Origin of the sequence: Phenylobacterium haematophilum (genome assembly GCF_014196295.1) — a bacterium.
In the GTDB taxonomy this organism is placed as follows: domain Bacteria; phylum Pseudomonadota; class Alphaproteobacteria; order Caulobacterales; family Caulobacteraceae; genus Phenylobacterium; species Phenylobacterium haematophilum.
On the sequence record NZ_JACIDK010000013.1, the window covers coordinates 1 to 14174 of the forward strand.

Sequence of the window (14174 nt, forward strand, 5' to 3'; positions counted from 1 at the left end):
CGCGTCGGGGGTCTCATGATCCAGGCTCAGGCGCTCGATATCTAGCGACGCGCGCTGCATGGTCAACGCCCGGTCGTAAACCATTTCGCCGGCCCGAGTCAGTGAAACCCCGCGCAGACCACGGTCGAACAGCTTCGCGCCGAGGCGAAGCTCCAGGTCCTCGATACGGCGTGTGACCGTGGGTTGAGTGGTCTTCAGGCGGCGAGCCGCGGCGCCGAAACTACCCGTCTGAGCAGCCGCCACGAAGGTTTTGATATCGTCCCAATCGGCGTGACCGCCGTCGCCATTGTCCATCCGGCACCCAAAAGGCCGTGGGGCCCCCATACGAACTTCGAGGCTGCACACTCGAACATTGACGCTCTACCAAATCACATCTTCACACAAGAAGGCGATGTGATGATTATCATTCGCGATTTCGCCGAACGCTGTCATCGAGGACTGGGCGAACTCGGCATGACTCTCGCCACCCGCGACGACATCGTCGAGGGCCGCGCACTCGCCGCCCGGACCGTCAGTCCGAACATCGCCACGGTCGAGACCCTCGCGCAGCTACAGGATCTCACCCAGGCGTCTTCGTTTACCTACCGTAGCGTCAACGGGCAACTCGCCGGGGTCATCGCGGTCATCCCGCTAACCGCCGCCGCCCTGCCCGATCTCGCCGCCGGTGTGTTCGACGGCGTCAATCCACCGCAGCACCAGGCCGCCCGCCCGGGGGAACCGGTCGTCGCCATCTACGGCTGGGGGATGGCGGGGACCACGCTGCGCGGTCGTGCGACGGTGATGGCCGGGGCGGTGAAGCTTCACCGCGACCTCTTCCCGACCATCCCGTTGTACGGCCGCGCAGCGACCCCTGGCGGCGAACGCACTCTCCTGAAGCGCATCGGCGCGCGGCCGGCGCCCGGTCCCGGCGGCCTCGTCGTCGCCGGCGCCTGGGCCAACGTCCGGAGGGCCGCCTGATGAACGCCAACGTCCGCATGCCGATGGACGCCCGTGCGGTCACCGACATCGACGACGCGGAACTCGAGGTGGTGGTCTGCCGCACCCTGCCCGACATCATGCAGGCCATGGCGGTCCGCAGTCTCGTCTACATGGGCGAGCAGGCCTGCCCGTACGACGAAGAGTACGACGGCAACGACTTCGCCGGGACGACGCATCTGGTCCTACGCCGCAACGGCGAACCGATCGGGACGCTGCGCGTGCGCTGGTTCGCGGAGTTCGCCAAGGTCGAGCGCGTCGCCGTACGCAGCGAATTCCGCGGCGGCCGCGCGACCCTGATGCTGATACTGGCCGCCAAACGCCTGGCCGAAAAGAAGAACTACCGGCAGATCCTCGGCTATGGCCAGGTCCGGCTGATCCCGTTCTGGGAGCAATATTTCAACGCCCGCATTCGCCCCGGCCGCGAGGGCTTCGCGTTTTCAGACCACGACTACGTCGAGATGGTCGTCGAGGGTGCGCCGCCGCCGGACGCCCTCACCCTCGAAAGCGATCCCATGGTGCTGTTGCGCCCGGAGGGCGCCTGGGACGAGGCCGGGATACTTGATCGCTCGGCCGCCCGTCCCGCCACCAATCTCGGCGCCCACGCCCGATGAGATCTCCGCCGCCTGCGGCGCTGGTCTGTCTGGACCTGCAACGCGCCCGTCTCTCCGCCGCTCCGGGCGTGGCCGACGTCACCGCGGCCTGTCGACGGGTGCTGGACCAAGCCAGAGCGCGCGGCTGGCCGGTGCTGCACGTCCACCGTCGCGAAGGCGCCCCCGAGGCCGCCCGGCCGATCGCCGGCCTTGAGCCGCTGCCCTCAGAGCCGGTCTATGTTCGCCCTGGTCCGTCGGCCTTCTCGCACCCGGCCTTCGCGCGCCACGTCCAGGGCCTCGGCGGTCCGCTGGCGTTGATCGGCTTTTCGATGTCCGACGCGGTCCTGGCCACCGCCTTCGCCGCCGCCGACCTGCGCCTGCCGGTCGAGGTGTTGAACGACGCCGTCGCCACCGGCGAGCGCGACGACCCGGACCTGCGCCGGGCGCTCAGCACGCCGCTGAGTTCGCTTTTCCCCCTTTGTCGCCTCGTCGAGGCCGACGACCTGCTGCAAGAGGAGGCTGCGGCTTTCGCCGCGGCCAATGCGCCATGAGTGAGATCAAGTTCTCCACCGCAGATCATGAGGCCGGCAGTTTCCTGCGCGTCCTTGAAAGCGAGGCTCGGCTCGACCCCGACGCGCGCCTGCTGTTGCAGATGGCCCTTCAGCTCGGTCCGCGCGACCGGGTCGCCCTTGGCCACATCATCAAGCGCGCCGGCGAGATTTGCGACCAGGAGGGCGAGGACACCGCCCTGGCTGTCCTCGACCAGATCGAAGCCATCCTGAAGGGCCGCAAAGCCCACGCCTGACGCCCGCCAAGCGAGTTGACGTCTTCGAGACTCGCGTCATAAGCGAACATTAACTTTCTGTTGCAGCGCAGCGTCCGTTTCACGATATAGGTGTGGCGGGGCGTCATTCGCCTATGGCAGACAGTCAACGTGCGCTTTGGTACGTGATTAGGGACGTTTTTCAGTGAACGCGAACTCCGAGGACCAAGGACCGGACCCGATCGACGTTGCGGTGGGTCACCGCATTCGTGTGCGTCGCAAGTGGCTCGGCATTTCCCAATCGACCCTGGCCGACCACCTGGGGGTGAGCTTCCAGCAGGTGCAGAAGTATGAGCGGGGGGCCAACCGCGTCTCGGCGTCGATGCTCGTGCGCATCGCCCAGAAGCTCGACACCACCGTCGGCGAACTGGTCGGCGAGACCCCGACCCCGATGAGCGACGAGAGCCTGTTCGAAAAGCTCGCCGTGCCCGGCGCGGTGCAACTGCTCGAAGCCTTCGCCAGCGTCCAGCAGCCGTCGATGCGCACAGCGATCCTGAACCTGACGCGTTCGCTTATCGAGGACTCCGAAGAGACCGTCGGCATCCGCCGCGCTCGCTAGTCGGGCTCGCGCCTCGCCGCAAAGGCGAGGTGGTGCAGCACCACCCCGGCGGTCACCGCCACGTTCAACGAGTCGAAGCCGTCCGCCATCGGGATGCGGACGGTTTTCGTGCGCGCCAGCAGCCCCTTCGACAAGCCAGGTCCCTCGGCGCCCAGCAGCACCGCAGTTCGCGACGCGCGCGCAGTCTGCGCCAGGGTCGTATCTCCAGCCGGGCTAAGCGCCAGCGGCTGGAAGCTCCGTCGCTCCAGGACCTCAAGCAGATCCTCGTCTTCCCTCAGCCGCGCGAAGGGCTTGATCAGCGCCGCTCCGACTGAAACCCTGATCGCCTTGCGGTAAAGCGGATCGCAACAGGCCGGGTCCAGGATCACCGCATCGGCCCCGAACGCCGCAGCGTTGCGGAACAGTCCGCCCATATTGTCGTGGTTGGCGATGCCGCTGAGCACCAGCACCAACGCCTCGTCGGGCAAGGCGGCGAGCAGGTCGTCGGCGCTTGGCTCGGCCGCGCGCGCCCCCAGCGCCAGGATGCCGCGGTGGATCGGAAATCCCACCACCGCGTCCATCACCGCCTGGCCGGCGGCGTAGACCGGGACGTCGTCAGGCAGCGCAGCGATCACGTCGGACAGGGCCGCCACGCGCTTTTGCGCCAGCAGCAGCGATTGCGGACGAACCAGCGGCGAACGCGCCAGCACCCGGACCACGACCTCGCCCTCCGCCACGAACAGGCCCTGGCGGCCCACGAGGTCGCGCTCGCGCACATCGCGATAGGCCGCGATGCGCGCGTCGTGCGGATCCTCGATCGTAACGACCTGCGCTACCAGATCTTCACCCGCTGCTCCGGCGCCAGGTAGAGGTCCTGCCCCGGCTTCACCTCGAAGGCGGGATACCACGGATCGAGGTTGCGCACCGTCAGCGCCCGGTATTCGCCCGGCGAGTGTACGCCGGACAGTATGTTGCGGCGCAGAGAGGCTTCGCGGAACTTGCTGCGATAGTTCTGCGCCCAGCCGAAGTAGAACCGTTGATCAGCCGTGAACCCGTCGATCACCGGCGCAGGCTGGCCCTTCAGCGACAGGTGGTAGGCGTCATATGCCGCGGCCAACCCGGCTAGGTCGGCGATGTTCTCGCCCAGCACCTGGTTGCCGTTCAGGTGCAGACCCGGCAGCGGCTCATAGGCGCTGTATTGCGCGGCCAGCGCCTGACCGCGGGCCTTGAACTGCGCCATGTCGGCCGGCGTCCACCAGTTCTTCAGGTCGCCCTTCACGTCGAACAGCGCGCCGGTGTCGTCGAAACCGTGCACGATCTCGTGGCCGATCACCCCGCCGATGGCGCCGTAGTTCACCGCTGGATCGGCGTGGGGATCGAAGAAGGTCGGCTCGAGGATCGCGGCCGGGAACACGATCATGTTCTGCATCGGCAGGTTCAGAGCGTTGACCGTCTGCGGCGTCATCCACCACTCGTCGTGATCGACCGGCCCCTTCAGCTTGGCGACGTTGCGCTGGTAGTCGAACAACTCGCCGCGCCGCCAGTTGCCGTAGGCGTCGCCACGCACGATCTCCAGCCCCGAGTAGTCACGCCACTTGTCGGGATAGCCGACGCCAACGCGGAACACCGCCAGTTTCTCTTTGGCCTTGACCTTGGTCTCGGCGCTCATCCAGTCCAGCCGGTCGATGCGTGCGTCGAAGGCGGTCAGGATGTTCTTCACCATCTCCTGCATCTGCGCTTTGGCCTGCGCGGTGAAGTGGCGCTCGACATACATCTGGCCCACGGCGTCGCCCAGCGCCGCGTTGGTATTGTCGACCCCGCGCTTCCAACGGTCACGCTGCTGCGGCGTGCCGGCCAGGGCCGTGCCATTGAAGGCGAAGTGCTCGTCGGCGAAAGCCTTGGAGAGATACGGCGCGCCGCGCTCGATGGCATGGAACGTCAGATAGTCCTTCCACGTCTCGATCGGCTGGCTTCCGACGAGCTTGGCGATGCCGGCGATGGCGCTTGGCTGCCACGCACCGAAGGTAGGCTGCTCGACCATCCCTGCGCCCTGCAGCCAGGCGTTCCAGTCGATGCCCGGCGCCTTCTTCTGCAGGTCGGCGCGAGTCCAGACGTTGTTGGCCTTCGCCACGTCACCGGTTTCATCGACCGTCCAGTGCGCCTTGGCGATGGCGGTCTCCAGTGCGAGGATTCTGGCCGCCCGAGCTTCACCGTCCGAGACGCCGGCCAAAGTGAACATCGCGGCGATGTGCGCCTTGTACTTGGCCCGCAGGTCCTGGAACCGCGCGCTGTCGTCCAGGTAATAGGCACGGTCCGGAAGTCCCAGGCCGCCCTGCATGATGTAGGCGCGATACTTGGACGTGTCGTTCATGTCCTCGGCGACCCACAGGCCGAACAGCCGGTCGGTCGTGTAGTCGGTCATGTTCAGAGCATCGACGTCGGCCCGCAGGGTCGCACCCAGCTCGCGCGACAGGTCTGCACGCGTCTTGATCGCCGCAATCGCCGCCAGCTCGGGCTTCAACGGTGCGGCGCCGGCCGCCTCGATCGCCGCCTCGTCCATGAAGCTGGCGTAATAGTCGCCGATCTTGCGGGCGTTCGCGCCGGCCGCCGCGTCGGTACTGGCCGCGTCCTCCAGGATCGCGCGCGTCCGCTCGGCGGCCAGGTCGCGCAGTACGGCGAAGGTGGCGTAGCTGCCGCTGTCGGCGGGAATCTCCGTGGTCTTCATCCATCCGCCGTTGGCGTAGGCGTAGAAGTCGTCGCCCGGCGCGACAGACGTATCCATACCCGCGACGTCGAAGCCGAACGTACCGTACTTCGGCTTGGGCTTAGCCGCTTCAGCGACGGGCGGCGGCGCGGTCTCGGGCGCGGGAACCGGCGCAGCTGTCGCGCAAGCCGCGAGCACGAGCGGTGCGCACGCACCCAACAGCAGGGATTTCCAGGTTTTCATTGAAGACTCCGATGCGCGGCGCCCTCCCCGGCGCCGCTAGCTTTGGAGCCTTCATACACCGGCCGCGCCGCGCGGGAGCGGCCGGTGGATTAAACTTCCGTCACTTTGTGGGCGGCGTCGGCTGAGCCGGCGGGTTGGGCTGCACCGGCGGGGGCGAGCCATCGGCCGGGACCACGCCTGTGTCTCCCGCGTCCGGCGCAGCGATGTCGGCGGGCGCCGGAACCGGTGTCGGCTGGCTCGTGTCCGGCATGGCTGCGCCGGTGGTTTCGCCTTGAGGCTCGGGGCGGTCGCATGCGGCGACTCCGAACATGAGAATCCCGCAAGCGGCTGCGATCAGGGGCTTTTGCATCTGGGTCCCTCCTTTGAAAGGAGGTCAACGAGCGTCCGCGTCGCCCGTTCCGAGCTCAGGCCGCCCGCGCCCGCCGCACGCCGCTCAGGATGGCCTGCGCCGCGCCGGCCGCCTGGCTGCGAATGTCCGGCACGGAGGTGATCTCCCAGAACGCCCCGCGTGTCAGCGGCCCCACCGCGAACAGGCCTGGCTCGGGGCGGCCGCTGGCCCCGATCAGCCGCGAGCCCACGTCCACTTCGGCGCCGAGCCGACAGGGATCGGGCCGGATCAGGCCGCGCGCCAGCAGCTTCTGCAACAGTGGCTCGCTGGCCCGTTCCAGGTCGCCCAGCAGACCGGCGCAGTTGACCACCGCCGACACGCTCAGCCGCCGCATCACATGGCCGCCGCGCGGACGCCACGCCACCTCGACATTGTCCCGCGTCAGGTTCAGCGCCGTCACCTCCCCGGCCCGCACGACCAGTTCGCGCCCCCGCATCAGGAGGCCGATCCGCCGCGCCACGCTCGGCGCCAGCCGGTGGCGGTGCACGTCCCACCAGGGCCGCAGGTGCCTCAGGAAGGCCTGGCGCTCCGCCTGGCTCCAGCTGAGCCAGATGGCCTGGATGTGCGGACGCAAGGTATCGATCGCCTCGCGCCAGCGACCGTCGTCCGACGCCGCCCGGATCGCCGCCAGCAGCTCACGCGGACCGCCGGAGGGGGCGACCTCCACGGCCTGCGCGCTCCCCGGAGCATGCTGGCGCGGGGTCAGGCCCCGGCGCGATATCGCCCAGAACCGTCGCCCCGGCCGCCACAGGCTGACCGCAGCGTCGATCATGGTGAGCCCCGTGCCGAGCAGCAGCACGTCGCCCCACTCCTGTTCGAGTCTTGCCTTCGAGTCCCACGGATCGCCGATGTAGCGCGGCGAAGACAGCAGCGCCTCGCCCGCCGCCGCCGGCGGCGCCGGCCGCAATACGCCCAGGGCCAGCACGACCGCCGAAGCGTCGAGCTCGCGGCCCAGCGCCAGGCGAACCCGCCACCCCTCGCCCACCCGCTGCACGTCCACCGCTTCGTCCTGTTCCAGCAGCAGCCGGCCCGGGGCCGTCGTCTCCAACGCTTCGCGCAGCAGGTCCTGCAGATAGTCGCCATAGACTCCCCGGGTCACGAACCCGCCGTGCGAACTCCATCCCTCATGTCCCGCCAGCCAGCGGGTGAAATGCTCAGGATCATCGGGATAGGCGCTCATGTTCGCCACCCGCACGTTCAGCAGGTGATCGGGGTTGGCCGTGGAGTAGGCCGCACCGCGTCCGAACGCCTTGGCGCGCTCGATCAGCCGCACGGTCGGCCCTTCGGGATCGGCGGCCAGGTGCAACGCCGTCAGCAGTCCCGAGAACCCGGCTCCGATCACCACCACCGTGGGCCGCTGTCTTTTATGGAATTTAAACCGACAGAAAAACTGCATTCGAACGCAGATCGGATGAGACGGCAGTGGAAACTCGCGCTAAAACTTGACGCCCGCGTCATCTTTGGCTGAGACCAAGGGCGCGATCGGACTGGAGGAGGATCACATGAGCGACGGCAATATCGATCTGAGCAAGGACGCCCGCGCGCTGGCCTATTCGACGCCGCTCGACCAGATCAATCCGGCCCAGCCGGCTCTCTTCCAGTCGAACGAGATGTGGTGGAATTTCGAGCGCCTGCGCAAGGAAGACCCGGTCCACTACACCGCCGAGAGCGAGTACGGCCCGTACTGGTCGATCACCAAGTACAACGACATCATGGCGGTGGACACGAACCACCAGGCGTTCTCGTCCGAGCCGGGCATCACCATCGCCGACCAGAACGGCGACGAGGGCCCGCTGCCGATGTTCATCGCCATGGACCCTCCTAAGCACGACATCCAGCGCAAGACCGTGAGCCCGGCGGTCGCCCCGGCCAACCTCGCCATCCTCGGCCCGCTGATCCGCGAACGCGCCGCGGCGATCCTCGACTCCCTGCCGATCGGCGAAGAGTTCGACTGGGTCGACAAGGTGTCGATGGAACTGACGGCCATGACCCTGGCCACCCTGTTCGGCATCGACCAGGCCGACCGCCGTAAGCTGACCTACTGGTCGGACGTGGTGACCGCGGTCCCCGGCCACGGCCTGATCGACACCCTTGAGCAGAAGATGCAGATCTTCCTCGAGTACCACGCCTACTTCACCGAGCGCTGGAACGAGCGGGTCAACGCCGAACCGACCGGCGACCTGATCTCCATGCTGGCTCACGGCAAGGATACGCGGGACATGTCGCCCCGCGAGTACTTCGGCAACGTCGTGCTGCTGACCGTCGGCGGCAACGACACCACCCGCAACACCATCTCCGGCTCGATCCTGGCGCTGAACCAGAACCCGGATCAGTACAAGAAGCTGCGCGAGAACCCGGACCTGATCCCGTCGATGGTCTCCGAGACCATCCGCTGGCAGACGCCGCTGGCCCACATGCGCCGCCGCGCCACCCAGGACATCGAGATCGGCGGCAAACTGATCCGAAAGGAAGACAAGGTCGTCATGTGGTACGTCTCGGGCAACCGCGACGAAGAGGTCATCGAGCGGCCGAACGACTACATCATCGACCGCGCCCGCCCGCGGAACCACATGTCGTTCGGCTTCGGCATCCACCGCTGCGTGGGCAACCGCCTCGCCGAACTGCAGCTCCAAATCATCTGGGAAGAGATCATGAAGCGCTTCCCCGAAATCCAGCTCGTGGAAGAGCCCAAACGCATCTACTCGACCTTCGTGAAGGGCTACGAGTCGATGAAGGTGGTCATTCCGAAGCGCGCCTGACCGCTTTCGTCGCGCCGCGATTGGAGAGCCTAGGCCCCGCGCCTAGGCTCTTTTCGTATGAGAACCCTGCCCTTTGATCCCACCGACATCGGCGCCGTCATCGACGCCATGTACGCCATGATCTCCGGGCCGCAGGGGCCCCGCGACTGGGCCCTGCAGGCCGAGATCTTCCATCCCGACGCGCGGCAGATGCGCACTTGGGTCGGCGAAGACCGACGCCCGAACATCAAGATCATGGACCCGGCCGCCTATCAGGCCGACGTCGAACCGTTCTTCGCCGCCCACGACTTCTACGAGGTCGAGATCGGCCGCCGCATCGACGTTTTCGGCAACATGGCTCAGGTCTGGAGCGCCTACGAGGCCCGCACAGAGCCGGGCGATACCCCGCCCGAGCGACGAGGGATCAACTCGATTCAGCTCTACTGCGAGGCTGACGGCCGCTGGCGCATCGTCTCGATGATCTGGGACAACGAACGTCCGGGACTTGCCCTTCCGTCATTCGAGTAGACACTCGCCCCCAGAGAGAGGGAGGCGGCTATGCCCGAGCCATTCGATGTCGAAGCCCACGTCCGGCGCCTGAGCGACGACGGCTACACGGTCATCGAGAACTTCGCCGACGCAGCGGCCCTGGCCGCCGCGCGCGCGGCCCTGGCCCCGCACCTCGGCTCCCACCACGGCCGGAACGCGTTCGAGGGCTTCGCGACCGAGCGGGTCTACACCTTGGTCGCGCGCGGCAAGGTGTTCGAGGATCTGACCGCCGAGCCCCGGCTACTCGCCTTGCTCGACCGCTTCCTCCAGCCCGGCTACCTGCTGACCGCCAGCCAAGCGATCTGCATATATCCCGGCGAGGCGGCCCAGGCCGTTCATTTCGACGACGGCTTCTATCGTCAGCCGCGGCCGCGCCCGGCCATCAGCCTGTCGCTGATCGGCGCGATCGACGCGTTCACCGCCGCCAACGGCGCCACCGACATCATTCCCGGCAGCCACCGCTGGAGCGACGCCGACATCGCCGCCCTCTCGCCGCAAAAGGCGCTGTCGATGCTGCAGCCGGTGGTCATGCCCGCCGGCGGCGCCATCGTCTTTCAGGGCACCCTGCTCCACCGCGGCGGATCCAACCGCAGCGATGGACCGCGTCTGGCCTTCACCAACCAGTACTGCGAGCCTTGGGGCCGCACGCAGGAGAACTTCTACCTCGGCGTCCCCCGCGAGCGCGTGCAGGCGGCGTCGCCGCGCCTGCAGGACCTGCTCGGCTACAACATCTGGCCGCCGTTCATGGGCCAGGTGACCGGCTCGCACCCGCTCAAGAGCCTCGAAGAGGGCTGGATCGCGCCGGTGGAACGCCAGACGCCCTAGCCGAGGTTGCGCCGGTAGAGCGCGTTCAACCGCTCCCAGTGCCGCTCGGCGCCCTGCTTCTGGTAGAGCGCCCGCTGCGGGAAAGTGAAGCCGTGCTCGGCGCCCGGATAAATCTCGACTTCAGCCCGCGCTCCTTCCGCCGCCAGCGCCGCGCGCAGCGCTTCCACTGTCTCCAGCGGCGCCCAGCGGTCGGTCTCAGCGCAGGCGAAGTAGAGCTCGGCCGAGCTTTTGCGGGCGGCCAGGTGCGGGCTGTCGTCGGCGTCGGTGACCAGATAGGTGCCGTGGATCGAGGCCGCCGCCTTCACCGGCGGCAGGCGCACCGCCGCGTTGATCGCAAACTGCCCGCTCATGCAGTAGCCGACCGTCCCGATCCGCGTTGCGTCCGCCTCCGGCTGGGTCGCAGCGAAGGCGACCATCGCCGCGACGTCGTCCATCACCATCGGAATGGTGAGCCCGTTCATCAGGCCCATCATTCGCTCGCGCAACGCATCGTCCATCGCCCCACCCGGCGGGACCAGTTCCAGCACGCCGGCCCGGTAGTAGAGGTTAGGCAGCATCACGTAGTAGCCCGTGCTCGCCAGCCGCCGGGCCATGTCGCGCAACTCCTCGCGGATGCCCGGCGCGTCCATCAGGAACAGGATCAGCGGGTACGGCCCGTCGCGGTCGGGACGCACGATGAATGTCGTGCTCGTCCCGTCGCTCAGGGGAATTTCAATAGTCTGTTCGATCATTTCGCGCTCTCCCGGGGCATCAGCACGCAGGCCCGCGCCAGCGACACCCGGGTCAGCTCCCGCCGGCGGAGGAACACCGCCATCGCATCGGTGGTCGGATCGCGAGACGTCTGCCACTCGCCAAGGTCCCGATAGCGGGTCATCAGCAGCAGCCGGCGCGCGCCGGCCTCGCGGTCAGCCTCGTCCTCCTCGGCCAGGAACAGGCCGAAGATCTTGGTCTCGAACCGCGCCTCGAAGTCGGGCCAGGCCTCGCCCGACAGCCGCACGAACTCGTCGACCGCGCCGCCGTCGATCGTGAACCAGTTGTGGACGTAGATCCCGCCCGGCTCCGGCGGCGCCTCGTCGACCGGCCGCAGGGTCGGGGTCAACCGCACCCGGTCGCTCGCCACAATCCCCGGCGTGAACGACACGCGCGTCCCGGCCGCCGCAAGCACCAACGCCTGATCCGAGGCGAACCCCAACAACGGCGCGAACACCGCCCGCACGCCGGCCGAGCCGTAGAGGTGGTCGGCCAGCACCCGCTGGGCCGCGCGCTCTCGCCCCAGCGTCAGCTGAAAGTAATCGTATTCCAACGACTTGGCCCTAGTAGTTGACGCGCGTCGAGATCGCGCCGTCGACCAGCATATTGATCCCGGTCGTGAAGGCCGAGCGCGGGCTGGCCAGGAACACCGTCGCGGCCGCCACTTCCTCGGGCGTCGCCATCCGGCCAGTCGGGTTGCGCTTGATCATCTGGTCGAAGAAGCCCGGCATTCCGGCCTTCACGTTGCCCCAGACGCCGCCCTCGAAGTACACGGTGCCAGGCGAGACGACATTGGCGCGGACGTGCTTGGCCGCGTTCTCGCGCGCCAGGCCCTTGGCGTAGTGGATCAGCGCCGCCTTCATCGCCCCATAGGACGAGGCGTTGGACGCCTCGGCCGCTGAGACCGACGAGGTGATCAGGAACGCAGCATCGCCGTGCGTTTCGCCGGCCTTCTCCAGGAACGGCCGCGCCGCCTCGAAGGTGCGCACCGCGCCCAGGATGTCGATCTCAAACATCGCGCGCCACTCATCCTCGCCGGCGCCCTGCACCAGGGCGCTGGCGTTCGAGACCATCACGTCGATGCCGCCAAGCGCTTCGCCGGCCGCAGTGACGAACGCGCGGATCGCCGGGCCGTCGGCGATGTCCACCGCCTGGCCGAAGGCCTTCACGCCCTTGGCCTCCAGCGCCTTGACCGCCTCGGCCACCTGCTCGGCGTTGCGCGCGCAGATCGCGACGTCGGCGCCCTCGTCGGCCAGCAGGTCGGCGATCGCTCGCCCGATGCCGCGCGATCCGCCGGTCACGACCGCCTTCTTGCCCTTCAGTCCCAGATCCATGTCCCGCTCCCTTTGTTCGTTGGACGCTGTTCTAACCCGAAGCTGCGACGCTTGCGCAGACTTGACAGAAGGTCTCGCCCGACAATTTGTGAGCCGATGCTCACGACACCGACCTCGACCAAGGACAAGCTGGTGCGCGCGGCCCTGGAAATCGGCGCGCAGGACGGCCTGGAATCCGCCACCACCGCGGCGATCGCCGCGCGCGCCGGCGTGGCCGAGGGCACGCTCTACCGGCACTTCCCGTCCAAGGACGACCTGCTGATCGAGGTCTATCGCGGCATCAAGCGGCGTATCTTCGAGGCCATCATCGACGGCGAAGACGGCGACGAGACCCCCGACGCCCGCCTCAAGCGGGTGTGGCGGCTGCTCTACGAGGCATACCGCGCCGACACCGAGTCCTTCATGTTCGGCCAGCGCTTCGCCGAGTCCTCGCTATCCAAGCGCGAGGGCGGCGCCGCCCACGAACAAATCTCCTCCGCCGTCGGCCGGCTGCGCCGTGACGGCATAGAACGAGGCGTCTTCAAGGACCTGCCCAGCGACCTGATGGCGAGCCTGTTCTTCGCCCCGGTCGGCTACATGCTGAAGTCGGAGCTCAAGGGCCGCACCTGGACCGACGCCGAGCTCGACGCGGCGGCCGAGGCCGTGCTGGACTCGATACGGGCCTAGGTCCCGCCGGCCCCTGGCGGCATGTTCACCCACAACGGCATGCTGAAATCGAGAAAGATCGACTCGCCCTCCAGGCGGTTCCTGGCCTCGAACTCCTTGATCGCGTGCAGCCGCAAGGTCGCCGGCGCCTTGCCGAACAGCAGGAAGTTATAGGCCCCGGTCACGCCCAGGCCCGCCACCCGGCCCTTGAAGGATCCAAGCCTGGCGCCTGCGCCGGAATCCCCGCTGACCTGCTCGAAATAGTAGCCCTGCACGCCCGCCGACCAGGTCTTGTTGAACTTCTTCTCAACCGACGCTTCGGCGTGGAACTCGGTGCCGGTCTCGTAGCTCGTGTAGTCGTTCTCGCCGTTGAACGTGAAGCCGGCCTTGCCCGAGACGTCCCAACCGGCCTCCTCGTCCAGATAGGTCGCGGCCAGCGACACGTCGGCCGCCCAGCGATGGAAGGCCAGGTTCGCCAGCTTGTCCTTGCGGTACTGGCCGATGGGCACGTTGATCAGCGTGCTGGCGGCGATGTTGGCCTTGCCGCTCTTCCAGCCCCAGATCGCCGTCACCAACGGATCGCCCATCACGAACGCGGAGTCGCTCTTGCTGCGCTCGATCTGACGTCCGCCCGGTCCGGTCAGGGTCGCCGAAACCTCGACGTCGGGACCGCCGATCGGCACCGCCAGTCCCACCGCCAGGGTTCCGCCGGCAAGGTCCGTCGTCGGCACCCACAGCACGGTGGCGAAGTTTGCGTTGACCGTGGCGTCCAGGCCCGCAACGACGTTGCCGCCGATCACGAACTCACGTCCGGCGCTGGCTTCGCCGCTGTAATAGTATTGGGTGTCGAGCAGGAAGACGCCTTCTATAGGCGGCACGACCGCCGCCCCGGGCCCGCCCGATCCCAGCAGATAGACGCTCGCCCCGCCCTCAGAGGCCTCGGCATGGCCAGCCACGAACGCCAGCGCAGCGCCGCACGCGGCGGCGGCGATCCACCGCGCCCTCGCCCTTTTGGAATTGCCCATCGCGACTTCCCCTTGTGGCGGCGATCCTGGGCGGTGATCGTGGC

General features: G+C 67.8%; 18 protein-coding genes. 9 read left to right on the forward strand and 9 right to left on the reverse strand.

Annotated features, from left to right (window positions below; all coding sequences use genetic code 11):
* The coding region (locus GGQ61_RS21045) for a LysR family transcriptional regulator (RefSeq protein WP_183777031.1) at positions 1–294 on the reverse strand (294 nt) is incomplete at its 3' end.
* Positions 295–453: 159 nt separating this feature from the next.
* On the opposite strand from GGQ61_RS21045, the gene GGQ61_RS21050 reads away from it, so the two are divergent.
* From GGQ61_RS21050 to GGQ61_RS21070, 5 genes are all read left to right on the forward strand, one after another.
* Positions 454–957 carry a hypothetical protein gene (locus GGQ61_RS21050; RefSeq protein WP_183777032.1) on the forward strand — a complete coding sequence of 168 codons (504 nt, stop codon included), beginning with the start codon at positions 454–456 and terminating at the stop codon, positions 955–957.
* Positions 957–1589: a GNAT family N-acetyltransferase gene (locus GGQ61_RS21055; RefSeq protein ID WP_221221187.1), complete on the forward strand. Its 633-nt coding sequence runs from the start codon at positions 957–959 to the stop codon at positions 1587–1589. Before GGQ61_RS21050 ends, GGQ61_RS21055 begins: the two co-directional genes overlap by 1 nt.
* Entirely contained in the window at positions 1586–2119 is a 534-nt protein-coding gene (locus tag GGQ61_RS21060; RefSeq protein ID WP_183777033.1) for a cysteine hydrolase family protein, read from the forward strand. The genes GGQ61_RS21055 and GGQ61_RS21060 overlap by 4 nt, the downstream gene beginning before the upstream one ends.
* Positions 2116–2373 carry a hypothetical protein gene (locus GGQ61_RS21065; protein ID WP_183777034.1) on the forward strand — a complete coding sequence of 86 codons (258 nt, stop codon included), beginning with the start codon at positions 2116–2118 and terminating at the stop codon, positions 2371–2373. Before GGQ61_RS21060 ends, GGQ61_RS21065 begins: the two co-directional genes overlap by 4 nt.
* A 163-nt stretch (positions 2374–2536) precedes the next feature.
* Positions 2537–2950 (forward strand): helix-turn-helix domain-containing protein, encoded by a 414-nt coding sequence (locus tag GGQ61_RS21070; protein ID WP_183777035.1) that lies wholly within the window; start codon positions 2537–2539, stop codon positions 2948–2950.
* Here GGQ61_RS21070 and GGQ61_RS21075 read toward each other — a convergent pair.
* The 4 genes from GGQ61_RS21075 to GGQ61_RS21090 all read right to left on the reverse strand — a co-directional run bounded on the left by GGQ61_RS21075 (position 2947) and on the right by GGQ61_RS21090 (position 7612).
* The gene (locus GGQ61_RS21075; protein ID WP_343056253.1) at positions 2947–3705 is read right to left on the reverse strand and encodes a TrmH family RNA methyltransferase; all 759 of its coding nucleotides are present in this window, start codon (positions 3703–3705) and stop codon (positions 2947–2949) included. The genes GGQ61_RS21070 and GGQ61_RS21075 overlap by 4 nt on opposite strands.
* Before the next feature lie 56 nt (positions 3706–3761).
* Entirely contained in the window at positions 3762–5876 is a 2115-nt protein-coding gene (locus GGQ61_RS21080; RefSeq protein WP_183777036.1) for a M13 family metallopeptidase, read from the reverse strand.
* A 100-nt stretch (positions 5877–5976) separates the two neighbouring features.
* Positions 5977–6225: a hypothetical protein gene (locus GGQ61_RS21085; RefSeq protein ID WP_183777037.1), complete on the reverse strand. Its 249-nt coding sequence runs from the start codon at positions 6223–6225 to the stop codon at positions 5977–5979.
* Between the two features lie 55 nt (positions 6226–6280).
* Complete coding sequence (locus tag GGQ61_RS21090) at positions 6281–7612, reverse strand: FAD/NAD(P)-binding protein (RefSeq protein ID WP_343056255.1); 1332 nt, start codon at positions 7610–7612, stop codon at positions 6281–6283.
* A 154-nt stretch (positions 7613–7766) separates the two neighbouring features.
* On the opposite strand from GGQ61_RS21090, the gene GGQ61_RS21095 reads away from it, so the two are divergent.
* The 3 genes from GGQ61_RS21095 to GGQ61_RS21105 are packed head-to-tail and all read left to right on the forward strand — an operon-like array spanning position 7767 to position 10376.
* Positions 7767–9023, forward strand: coding sequence for a cytochrome P450 (locus GGQ61_RS21095; protein ID WP_183777039.1), 1257 nt, complete (start codon positions 7767–7769; stop codon positions 9021–9023).
* Between the two features lie 57 nt (positions 9024–9080).
* Positions 9081–9530, forward strand: a complete 450-nt coding sequence (locus tag GGQ61_RS21100) for a nuclear transport factor 2 family protein (protein ID WP_183777040.1) — start codon at positions 9081–9083, stop codon at positions 9528–9530.
* Positions 9531–9560: 30 nt separating this feature from the next.
* A complete protein-coding gene (locus GGQ61_RS21105) occupies positions 9561–10376 on the forward strand; it encodes a phytanoyl-CoA dioxygenase family protein (protein WP_183777041.1) in 816 nt (271 codons plus the stop codon).
* On the opposite strand, the gene GGQ61_RS21110 is transcribed toward GGQ61_RS21105, so the two are convergent.
* The 3 genes from GGQ61_RS21110 to GGQ61_RS21120 are packed head-to-tail and all read right to left on the reverse strand — an operon-like array spanning position 10373 to position 12460.
* Positions 10373–11107, reverse strand: a complete 735-nt coding sequence (locus GGQ61_RS21110; protein ID WP_183777042.1) for a dienelactone hydrolase family protein — start codon at positions 11105–11107, stop codon at positions 10373–10375. The two genes, GGQ61_RS21105 and GGQ61_RS21110, sit on opposite strands and share 4 nt — an antisense overlap.
* Positions 11104–11679, reverse strand: coding sequence for a hypothetical protein (locus tag GGQ61_RS21115; protein ID WP_183777043.1), 576 nt, complete (start codon positions 11677–11679; stop codon positions 11104–11106). The genes GGQ61_RS21110 and GGQ61_RS21115 overlap by 4 nt, the downstream gene beginning before the upstream one ends.
* A 10-nt stretch (positions 11680–11689) precedes the next feature.
* Positions 11690–12460: an SDR family NAD(P)-dependent oxidoreductase gene (locus GGQ61_RS21120; RefSeq protein ID WP_183777044.1), complete on the reverse strand. Its 771-nt coding sequence runs from the start codon at positions 12458–12460 to the stop codon at positions 11690–11692.
* Positions 12461–12556: 96 nt separating this feature from the next.
* Between GGQ61_RS21120 and GGQ61_RS21125 the strand changes: the two genes are divergently transcribed.
* Positions 12557–13126, forward strand: a complete 570-nt coding sequence (locus tag GGQ61_RS21125; RefSeq protein WP_183777045.1) for a TetR/AcrR family transcriptional regulator — start codon at positions 12557–12559, stop codon at positions 13124–13126.
* Here GGQ61_RS21125 and GGQ61_RS21130 read toward each other — a convergent pair.
* Positions 13123–14130, reverse strand: coding sequence for a SphA family protein (locus GGQ61_RS21130; protein WP_183777046.1), 1008 nt, complete (start codon positions 14128–14130; stop codon positions 13123–13125). The genes GGQ61_RS21125 and GGQ61_RS21130 overlap by 4 nt on opposite strands.
* Positions 14131–14174 lie beyond the last annotated feature (44 nt).